The organism is Lysinibacillus sp. RC79, assembly GCF_041262405.1.
In the GTDB taxonomy this organism is placed as follows: Bacteria; Bacillota; Bacilli; order Bacillales_A; family Planococcaceae; genus Lysinibacillus.
In genome coordinates this window covers 1-10,428 of the sequence record NZ_JBGCCD010000002.1, presented here as the reverse complement: position 1 = coordinate 10,428, position 10,428 = coordinate 1, and the positions used below count along the sequence as shown (strand labels likewise).

At 35.4% G+C, this 10,428-nt stretch carries 9 protein-coding genes; 6 read left to right on the top strand and 3 right to left on the bottom strand.

Going from position 1 to position 10,428, the window contains the following annotated elements:
- The first annotated feature begins 132 nt into the window (after positions 1-132).
- From ABH968_RS02300 to ABH968_RS02280, 5 genes are all read left to right on the top strand, one after another.
- Complete coding sequence (locus tag ABH968_RS02300; protein ID WP_370042195.1) at positions 133-330, top strand: S-layer homology domain-containing protein; 198 nt, start codon at positions 133-135, stop codon at positions 328-330.
- Positions 331-468: 138 nt separating this feature from the next.
- Positions 469-3,534 carry a sensor histidine kinase gene (locus ABH968_RS02295; protein ID WP_370042193.1) on the top strand — a complete coding sequence of 1,022 codons (3,066 nt, stop codon included), beginning with the start codon at positions 469-471 and terminating at the stop codon, positions 3,532-3,534.
- Positions 3,531-4,640 carry a response regulator gene (locus ABH968_RS02290; protein ID WP_370042191.1) on the top strand — a complete coding sequence of 370 codons (1,110 nt, stop codon included), beginning with the start codon at positions 3,531-3,533 and terminating at the stop codon, positions 4,638-4,640. The genes ABH968_RS02295 and ABH968_RS02290 overlap by 4 nt, the downstream gene beginning before the upstream one ends.
- A 66-nt stretch (positions 4,641-4,706) precedes the next feature.
- The gene (locus ABH968_RS02285; protein ID WP_370042189.1) at positions 4,707-5,870 is read left to right on the top strand and encodes an iron-containing alcohol dehydrogenase; all 1,164 of its coding nucleotides are present in this window, start codon (positions 4,707-4,709) and stop codon (positions 5,868-5,870) included.
- A gap of 162 nt (positions 5,871-6,032) precedes the next feature.
- Positions 6,033-6,770: a hypothetical protein gene (locus ABH968_RS02280; protein WP_370042187.1), complete on the top strand. Its 738-nt coding sequence runs from the start codon at positions 6,033-6,035 to the stop codon at positions 6,768-6,770.
- Between the two features lie 73 nt (positions 6,771-6,843).
- Here ABH968_RS02280 and ABH968_RS02275 read toward each other — a convergent pair whose 3' ends face one another.
- The 3 genes from ABH968_RS02275 to ABH968_RS02265 are packed head-to-tail and all read right to left on the bottom strand — an operon-like array spanning position 6,844 to position 8,853.
- Positions 6,844-7,836 (bottom strand): cation diffusion facilitator family transporter, encoded by a 993-nt coding sequence (locus ABH968_RS02275; RefSeq protein WP_370042185.1) that lies wholly within the window; start codon positions 7,834-7,836, stop codon positions 6,844-6,846.
- 15 nt (positions 7,837-7,851) lie between these two features.
- A complete protein-coding gene (locus ABH968_RS02270) occupies positions 7,852-8,568 on the bottom strand; it encodes an MgtC/SapB family protein (RefSeq protein ID WP_370042183.1) in 717 nt (238 codons plus the stop codon).
- Between the two features lie 54 nt (positions 8,569-8,622).
- Positions 8,623-8,853, bottom strand: coding sequence for a hypothetical protein (locus tag ABH968_RS02265; RefSeq protein ID WP_370042181.1), 231 nt, complete (start codon positions 8,851-8,853; stop codon positions 8,623-8,625).
- Positions 8,854-9,209: 356 nt separating this feature from the next.
- Between ABH968_RS02265 and ABH968_RS02260 the strand changes: the two genes are divergently transcribed.
- On the top strand, positions 9,210-10,109 hold the full coding sequence (locus tag ABH968_RS02260; RefSeq protein WP_370042180.1) for a DMT family transporter: 900 nt from the start codon (positions 9,210-9,212) through the stop codon (positions 10,107-10,109).
- The last annotated feature ends 319 nt before the right edge of the window (positions 10,110-10,428 follow it).

Genomic DNA, 10,428 nt, shown 5'->3' with positions numbered 1-10,428 from the left:
ATTGGTTGAAAAGAGTTTTTTGGTAATAAATTGATATTTTTAAAAGATCTGTTCAGATTCTGTTCAGGCATCCCTAATAGACTAAATAGGAAAATCATGAAGCCGATATTTAGTGAAGGGGAGAACATAAAGATGAAAAATAGCACAGCACTTTACGACAAACTATTTAAAGCAGCTATGGCTACAACTATGGCTACAAGTGCAATTACTGTTGTGGCATCAAACATGGCAAAAGCCGCAAATGAGGAAGTATTTACGGATGTCAAAACAACCTCTGACTACTATGAATATGTTAATGAATTGTTTGAACGTGGCTTTGTGAATGGGTAAACTATTAAATAGCTTCCCAATTATTGTTCAGAATTTATTCAAATATTTTATAATAGAAAACATTACATAAAAAATTAAAATAAATGACTAAGCAATCGAATGTATATAAATAAATCAAACAATGGTAGGAACATAATAATGAAAAAAGATTTTGTAATAGTGTTTAGTATCTTCATGCTATTTGCCATAGTTTTTGTGATAGGGAATAGGCATCATTTTTTAGAAAATAATGACAGCATTGTGAAACAGGGAATGACGGTTGTTTCAAATGAGCAACTTGAAAATAATAACACCATTAAGCTCAATGGGGATTGGTCTTTTTATCCAAATGTTATGATATCGCCTCAACAGTCATTAGATGATTTCGAAGAGCGACGTATATCTATGAAAGTTCCTGATAAATGGGAGGATTATTTTCAATTCAATGAAAAAGGTCCTCTTGTTGGTACATATCATCTCGTAGTAAAGGTGCCTGCAGAAGGGCAGTATGGTTTGTTTTTTCGCTACATTCACTCATCTAGTCGTGTTTTCATTAATGGTATCAACGTTGGGGGAAAAGGAAATCCAAGTACATCTTTCTCGAGCTTTCAATCAGAAAACGATGATACATTTATTGTCATTGGGGAAAGTAAGGAGCAAGAGCTTGATATATTAATACAAGTAGCTAGCTACAATAAATATCCAACAGCGGGAATTATTTATCCTGTTGAATTTGGAACAAGGGAGAACATACAGAATTTCTACGATCACAAGAGGTTGATTGATGTATTGGTGATTTTTGGATATATCGTTTTTGGCATCATTTATCTGACTATCTATGGACAAAGTCGTAAAAGGAAAGAAGAATTGTTTTTCGGACTTTATATGTTACTGATAGGTTTTCAGTCGTCCTTTACTAATCACAAGATTTTCTTTCAAGTTTTTCCTATAGAGGAAACCTTTTCTCAGTCACGTTTACAGCTCGGTGTCATCCCTCTAATAGATATTTGTCAAATACTTTTTCTTTATACTATGTATCCACAAGTGGCGAATAAAAAAATTGTCAATACAATTGTTATTTCACTAGGTTGCGTTTTTTTTCTATATGGTATTTATAATCCATTTTATATCGATACAAGTGAAATGACTGCACAAGCAATGATTATTCGACAAGTTACATATGTAGCTTTGATTATTTTGTTAACTGGCTACACTCAATTGATATTAATCCGTGTTATCTTGAAAAAACTAGAAGGTGCACGATATATATTAATCATTTTTGCAGGAGGTTGCTGTTATGCGTTATTAGTAATCATTAATTTTTTAACAGAAGTACCTAATGAGTATAGTAAATTGGTATTTTTGGGTTGTACATTAGTTGGCTTCACTTTACTCCTAAACTATCGTATGAATCAGGCCTTTACGGATGCACAGACATTATCAAAAGAGCTATTAGTACACAATCAAATGAAGGATGAATTTTTACTGAAAACCTCCCATGAATTGCGCACACCGTTAAATGGGATTTTGAATTTATCAAAATCACTAATGGAAGGTGCTGAGGGGCCATTGAAGCGTACCCAACAGGAGCAAGTGATTTTAATTCATAATGTTACGCAGCGTTTAGGCTATTTAGTAGAGGATTTACTGTTTTCATCCAATTATATGTCTGGCGAAATACGTGTCTCTCCTCGTACAGTGGCAATAACGGTGATTAATGAAGTAGTAGCAGAAATTCGCAGTGTAATGTCTACTAATAGTCACGTACGATTACTCGTTGAAGTAGATTTGACATTGCCGCCCATGCTGACAGATGAATTGCGCTTTAAGCAGGTGTTGTACAATCTGTTACACAATGCTATCCAGCATACCGAAATTGGAGAAATTACTGTAACTGCCTATCAACAAGAGAAATATATGGTCATCGAGGTAAGCGATACCGGAAAAGGGATTCCTGCTCAGGATTTAGAACGCATTTTTAATTCGTTTTATCAAGTGAAAAATAATCATCAGAAGGAGGGCCTTGGAATAGGATTAAGCATTGCAAAAAATATTGTAGATAAATTAAATGGTGATATTTATGTGAAAAGTACTTTAGGAGAAGGAACAACCTTTACATTCACAATGCCTCTTGCAACAGAAGAGCAAGTGGGTATTGAAAACTCATTCGCAATCGCCTCACGTACCAACGCATCCAAAATATTACAGCTTGAGCTACCGTTGATTCATAATGGAAACGATAAAAAAATACTTGTAGTAGATGATGATCATGTCAATATAAAGGTTTTAGCGGATGTATTAGCACTAAAGGGCTATACAGTGATTGGTGTTGATAATGGCTTTGACGCTATCGACTACATCAAAACGAATCAAGTGGATTGTATGCTAGTCGACTTAATGATGGAAGGTATGTCGGGCTATGAATTATGTAAGCAAGTGCGCAAGCAATATGACATGTTAGAACTACCAATCATTGTTTTAACTGCTATTATGAAACATTCTGATTTAGTGCTAACCTTGCAAGTAGGAGCGAATGATTATTTACGAAAGCCTGTAGCAACGGATGAATTGCTTATACGAATAGAATCATTATTAGCGGTTCGACAATCATCAATAGATGCAATCGAAGTTGAGATGAATTATTTATATGCGCAAGTGACCCCTCATTTTGTCTATAATACACTCAATACAATTATTGGATTGAGCTATTCCGATATGGATAATACAAGGGAAGCACTATACTGCCTAGCAACTTACTTCCGTGCAAAGCTCAATGTTCATTATCGTAACAGTATGGTGTTGATTGAAGAAGAATTGGAACTCGTAAAAGCATATCTTTATATTGAAAAGATGCGTTTTGGTAATCGTTTAACTGTCAAATATGATATTGATGAATCTATACAACTTATGATTCCAGCATTGTCGCTACAGCCTTTAGTGGAAAATGCCGTTTTTCATGGTATTTCCAAAAAGCCAGAAGGAGGTACAATTGAAGTAAGTGTCCAGAGAGAAGGACAATTTGTTCGGATTAAAATACAAGATAATGGGGTAGGTATACCCGCTAAAAAGTTACAACAATTAATTAATGAAGAAAGTTCGCGTATTGGTTTTACAAATCCGTTAAAAAAATTTAAATTAATGAAAAATGCGAGCCTTCGTTTAAATAGTGAGGAAGGAAAGGGGACAACTATTCTAATATTATTACCGAAGGGTGATGGAGCATGAATATTATTATCATAGATGATGAAAAAATGGCTATTGATGTTTTACGTTTCAAGTTAAATCGACTTACACAATTTCAGATTTCTATTAAAGGAATATTTACGAATGCAGCCGATGCCCTGATTTTTCTAGAAAAAGAATCTATTGATGTTGTTTTTCTAGATATAGAAATGATTGATGTACATGGCTTACAGGTAGCAAAACAATTAAAAGGGAAATCATCATCTACACAAATAATATTTGTTACAGCACATGCCCAATTTGCAGTGGATGCATTTGATGTAGAGGCAACGGATTATTTGTTAAAACCTGTTCATGAGAAGCGGCTCATAAAGGCGTTGATCAAAGCGCAGCAGAAGTTGCAATTACAAGAAGATGTAGCAAAAGTAAAAAAAGAACATCTCTTATATGCACATACATTTGGAAGCTTTTATTTATTGGATGCCCAGCATGAGGTTATGAAGTGGCGTACTAGGAAAGTGCGAGAACTATTTTTATATTTATGGTTTCATCAAAAAAAGCCTATGTTAAACGTTGTCATAATAGAGGAGCTCTGGCCAGATTTAGAATTTGAGAAGGCGGCCAGTAACTTACATACGTCTATTTACCAATTAAGGAAGCACCTTAAAGAAAAAGGTATTCAAGATCCAATTCGATTGGTCAATAATCATTATCAATTAAATGTGGAAATTGCTAGTGATTATGATAGATTTATTTATTTGCTAGAGCAGAAAAGGCATGATGAAATATCCATCCAGCAGCTTTTAAATTGCTATGAAGGTGATTTTTTAGCGGAGGAGGAGTACTCTTGGTCTATTCAAACCCAGCTGCGCTTAAAGCAAGGGATCTTACATGTACTCGAAATGTATATTACTACTACAATTTCTATTAATTCATTACTAAAATTAAACTGTTTACAAAAGATGCTAGAGCTAGATGAGTTTAACGAAAACTATATGTTTCTACTACTAGAATTTTTAATTGGGCAAAACAAAAAACAGGATTGTATAAAGTGCTATGAGAGGATACAAGAAAAATTATCGGAAATTGGTATTTCAGTACCAGAGAAAATTCTTAGTATTTATAATGCTTACATGATTCATGTTTAGGGATCTTTATTCTTTGCTTTCATCAACAGAAATATGAGAAAATCCAAGTAGAAAGGGGTGAATTGAATGGATTCATTTACATTTTATAATCCAGTGAAGTTACATTTTGGTGAAAATGCACTGGAAAAGCTATCAAATGAGTTAGCTCTGCATGGTAAAAAGGTGTTAGTTGTTTATGGTGGAGGCAGCATTAAGAACAATGGTGTATACGATGCTGTCATCGAGAAGTTACAAGAAGCGGATAAAACAATATTTGAACTAAGCGGTATTGAGCCAAACCCGCGTGTAGAAACAGCAAGACTTGGTATTGATCTTTGTAAAAAAGAAGGAATTGATCTAGTACTAGCTGTTGGTGGCGGTTCCGTAATTGACTGTTCTAAGTTAATAGCCGCTGGTGCAAAATATGATGGCGATGCTTGGGATATTGTAAAGCGTAAAGTATTTGTGCAGGACGCTTTACCGCTTGGAACGGTATTAACGCTAGCTGCAACAGGCTCCGAAATGAACTCAGGCTCTGTTATTACAAATGCGGCTACTGAGGAAAAACTAAGCTGGGGTAGCCCTGCTGTATTCCCGAAATTTTCGATTTTAAATCCAGCGTATACAGTGACAGTACCAAAAAATCATACAGTTTACGGTATGGTTGATATGATGTCGCATGTAATTGAACAATATTTTCATAATACGACGAATACACCGATTACAGATGAAATGTGTGAAGGAGTATTAAGAACTGTCATTGCGACAGCACCTAAATTGATAGAAGATTTAGAGAATATTCCGTTGCGTGAAACGATTTTATTAGCTGGAACAATTGGGTTAAATGGATTCTTATCAATTGGCTCTCGCGGTGATTGGGCGTCACATAATATTGAGCACGCTGTATCTGCAGTGTACGATATTCCGCACGCAGGTGGTTTAGCAATATTACAACCACATTGGATGCGTCTAAGTGTACCCGTAAATCCAGAGCGTTTTGCAGGCATTGCAACACGCGTTTTCGGTGTTGACGCAACAGGGAAGTCCCCAGAAGAGGTTGCATACGAAGGAATTGATCGTTTATCGGCATTCTGGTCTTCACTGGGAGCTCCAAGTCGCCTAGCAGATTATGAAATTGACGATTCAAAATTCCATCAAATTGTAGAGCATGCTATGCAAAATGGACCCTTTGGAAATTTCAACAAATTGCAGGAAGAAGATGTGCGAACTATTTTGCAAAACTCACTTTAATGTAAAAAACATGAGGCTACGCGTTGTGGTCTCATGTTTTTTTGTTGTGCCAATAACTAGCTCTTTGTCGAATGTTCTCGTTAATTGTAGAATTGTTCAGATTTTGTTCAGCTATGTTTATTAAAATAAAGATAATAATAAACTAGGATGGAGAGGGAGCAAATGTTGAAACAAATGCTTGAAGATCGCGATGTCACATCGGATTGCATAAAGACGTCATTTCAGCAGCATGTTTATAAAATGCAAAATTGTATAGAAGTATTGGGGATTGAAACGAAATCACTGCAAGTTGAGAATGACCAAATTGTCACAGGATATATCGTTGATCAAAGTATATTTTTAAAAAGCTTACAATGTGGCCAAACGAATATTGCCTTTACAGATGGTGTAAATAAAGCAAATGTACAAGTTTTTGTACGTCCTTCTGGGGAAATCGTAGTAGAAGCGAAACCTTATTTAGGGGATGCTGAAATAGTGCTAGTTTATTATCGAACAATACTAGCAGATACAGCTATTGCGATTGATTTAAAAGGTGCTTTAAAACATTATTTGGTGACTCATCAAATGATGAATAATGATGAGTCAATTACAGAGGTACATTACCAATCTATGCATCCTAAAGTATTGAAAGATTCTTATGCTGGTAATTTCATATTAGGTTGCTATCCAGATGGAAGAGAGATTACAAATGCAGAAGAATATGCATTAGCTAATCGATTGGCAACATTAAAATTCTCAAAAATCGTTATTCAACAGCAAGGTATAAAAAAGATGATCGCATTAAAAATGTTATTAACTTTTATGATAACAGATCATGTTTTTGTAAATAATGAAGAGATTCTAGATTGCTTAATAGAAGATACAATTAAACAAGAACCAAGTCATCTCATGCTGGTATAAAAAATAGCCAACTGCCTGAAATAAGGCAATTGGCTATTTATCTTATTTAGAAAAAATATTTAGGATAATGATGTTATTGTTTGAATGTTGAGTTTTCAGGTCTTTCGCCAACATGTACCCAATTTATTTTTCCATCATCCTCATCAAATAAAATGGCCACTTTGGATACGCCCTTTTGACTTAAAATGACCTCTGTTAAATGATCGCGTACATCATCCAGAAAAGCGAGTGATAGGTTGGGATCAGCTTCAGCAACTAATTCCACATGTAAAAATTCACCTTCTTTAATGACCTCTAAGCGAACGATATCTTTAATGTTTGGGTCATCCATAACAAGATGTGCAATATGATTCAGCATTTCTTCATCTGTTTCACCAATAACTCCACGTGCATTATCAAGGAAAACTTTTGCTACTACATAGAACATCATACAGCCAATAATCATTGAAACAAGTCCTTCGATTCTTGTCCAGCCTGTAAAGTGTGCGATTAAAATTGCAGCGAAGGCCAAGACATTCCCTCCTGTAGCAACTAAGTCTTCCATAAATACTAATTTTGTTGCTGGTTTTGCACGATGCAAAAAGCCAAAAGCTTTAGGAATTGATGTTATTCCAGCTTTTTCCTGACCGGCTTCATGTAGTATTTCTACGGCAGCCTTTGCAAGAACTGATCCCTCTAAAACAAAACCGATAAATAATACGCCAAGTGCAATGAGCATTCCTTTAGATTCTCCGGCAGGATGCATAAAATGATGCAAGCCTTCTTTTACCGTTTCATAAGAAAGGATAGCTACAATAATAACAGCAAAAAGGCAAACTAAATTTACAATTCGGCCAAAGCCTCCAGGAAATTGTTTTGTCGGTGCTTTTTTCGAAAGCGCTGAGCCGATATAAACGAATAATTGGTTTGCTGCATCCCCTAGAGAGTGCATCATTTCTGCAAACATGGCAATATTACCTGTAAAGAAGAAGGCAGCCCCTTTAATAATTCCTAAAAAGGCATTGACACCCGCTGCCAACAGGGAAGGTTTATTACCGTTCTTTAATAGTTTCAATATTTCTGACACAAAAGAATCCTCCAACTAATTTAAAATTTCCATTTCGATTTTTTCTATATAGGGCAGTGCTCGTAATGAACGATAAAATGACAGTAAGTTATCAGAGATTATTAATGATAAGCGTAAATCTAATTCGTGAAAAACATGATCATGATTCGGAACATCTAGAATGCGTATGTTTTCGATAATAATATTATTTTCCTTTAGGAATTGCAAAAAGGATTCACTATTTTCATCATTGTTAATCTGAACTTTCAATGATATTTCTCGCATACGAATTCTTTTTGGCCCTATTTTCATTAGAAAAGGCGATAAAACCTCAATTCCGAAGACGATGATAATAACAGCTAATGTAGCATCTATATAGAAGCCTGCGCCAACAGCAATTCCTATCCCTGCAGCTCCCCAAATCATTGCTGCAGTTGTTAAACCTGAGATACTATCATTTCCCCGTCTTAAAATAACACCTGCTCCAAGAAATCCAATTCCACTAACAATTTGAGCAGCCAAGCGAAGGGGGTCCATTGTAATATTGATTCCTGACCTAGGGGGTGTTGAGTAGGCAGTTTCAATCGAAATAATAGTTAATAAACAGCTAAATGTAGCAATAACTAAGCTCGTTTTTAATCCTACAGGCTTCTTTTTTAATTCCCTTTCGATGCCGATTACTAAACTTAATGTGGCTGCAATTACTAATTTTATGCCAACTTCATATGTAATCATATTTTCCAAGGTTTCCATACGCAACCCTCCACTGATATTTCGTATTGCTAAGAGATATGCAAGGTGTCATTATTATATGTACATTACTTTGTTGTATTGTACATCACGATAGTAATGAAGTATAAGTATTTTTAACTTCTTGAAAGCAAATGTTTTCTGTAGCGAAAGCGAAGCGTCAGCTACAAATGTTTTTGGTAGCGAAAGCGAAGTGTCAGCTACAATTGTTTTTGGTAGCGAAAGCGAAGTGTCAGCTACAAATGTTTTTGTATCGAAAGCATAGCGACAAGTCCAGAAGTCTCTCATCTCTATAGCTCGTGAGATGAATGCGGGTATAAGTTAAAACCTCCGGCAGATGTCACAGAACTGGAAAGGAGTCCTTAAAGGATGTTAGCCTAAAATCATCGCATCCATGAGATAACGGCTAACTGACCTGCATCATGTTGTTGCTGAGGCTTCGCTTTCGCACAGACAAAACATGTTGTTGCTGAGGCTTCGCTTTCGCACAGACAAAACCCTGTTGTTGCCGCTACGCTTTCGCACAAAAAACATCTGCCGCTGCCGCTACGCTTTCGCGCAAAAAAGACCTGCAGGCCTGAGCGCAAAGTCGAATTCAGACGTAATTATGCCGTGGCAAAATTGATTATTGGAGGTTGGATTTAATGGAGAAACCAAAAATTCATCCATACATTCCTATTTTTATTGGCGTAATTTCTGTATCCCTATCCGCCATATTTGTAAAATTAGCAAACGCAGAAGCAGGGGTTATTGCGTTTTACCGTATGTTCTTTTCAGTGTTAATAATGGCGCCTCTGTTTTTTTGGAAGTACACTAACGAGATAAAGGAATTAAGAATACGTGATTGGCTATTTTCTTCTGTTGCAGGCATATTTTTAGCCTTCCATTTTATTTTGTGGTTTGAATCGCTCAATTACACTTCAGTAGCAAGTTCTACAGTTTTGGTTACATTACAGCCATTGTTTGCATTTATAGGTACATATTTTTTCTTTAAAGAGAAGATTACTCTAAAAACCATTTTTGCAGGAGTTGTTGCTATTGTCGGTAGTATTTTAATTAGTTGGGGAGATTTTAAACTTAGCGGTACTGCATTTTATGGAGACATGCTTGCTCTTGTCGCGTGCGCACTCGTTACAGCTTACTTTTTATTTGGACAAGATGTACGGAAAAGATTATCTCTTGTGACATATACGATGATTGTTTATGCTGTTAGTACAATTACATTATTGATCTATGTTCTTATTAAGGGGGAATCGTTCGGTCCTTATTCTGCTATGGACTGGATATGGTTTATTTTATTAGCGATAGTTCCTAATTTATTTGGTCATACTCTATTTAATTGGTCTATTAAATACGTTAGTACAAATGTAGTCTCCATTGCGATATTATTTGAACCAATTGGCGCGGCCATTTTAGCTCTTTTAATTTTTAAAGAGTATTTAATAGCCACACAAATTATTGGTGGATTCATTGTTATAGTAGGAATTCTCTTATTTGTAGTTGATGAGAAAAAGATTTTTAAGTTTTTTTCAAAAAAAGCTTGATTTTTAAAATGCTATATTATATATTATTACTTGTCCTTAACAAGAAGGACGACTGAAAAAAAGATTTTGAAAAAAAGATTTTAAAAAAGTTTTTGACTTCTTGTTGAATGCAAGTTATGATAATAGAGTTGCTGAAAACAACAGCGGCGAAATGAACCTTGAAAACTGAACAAGCAAAACGTAATCAATAAAGTTTTTAGTAGCTAACCTTGAGTTGGTGAACGAAACAAAATTTTGGACATCAAACATGATGCCAGCAAAACAATTTGAGCTAATCAAATTTCTTTTTATGGAGAGTTTGATCCTGGCTCAGGACGAA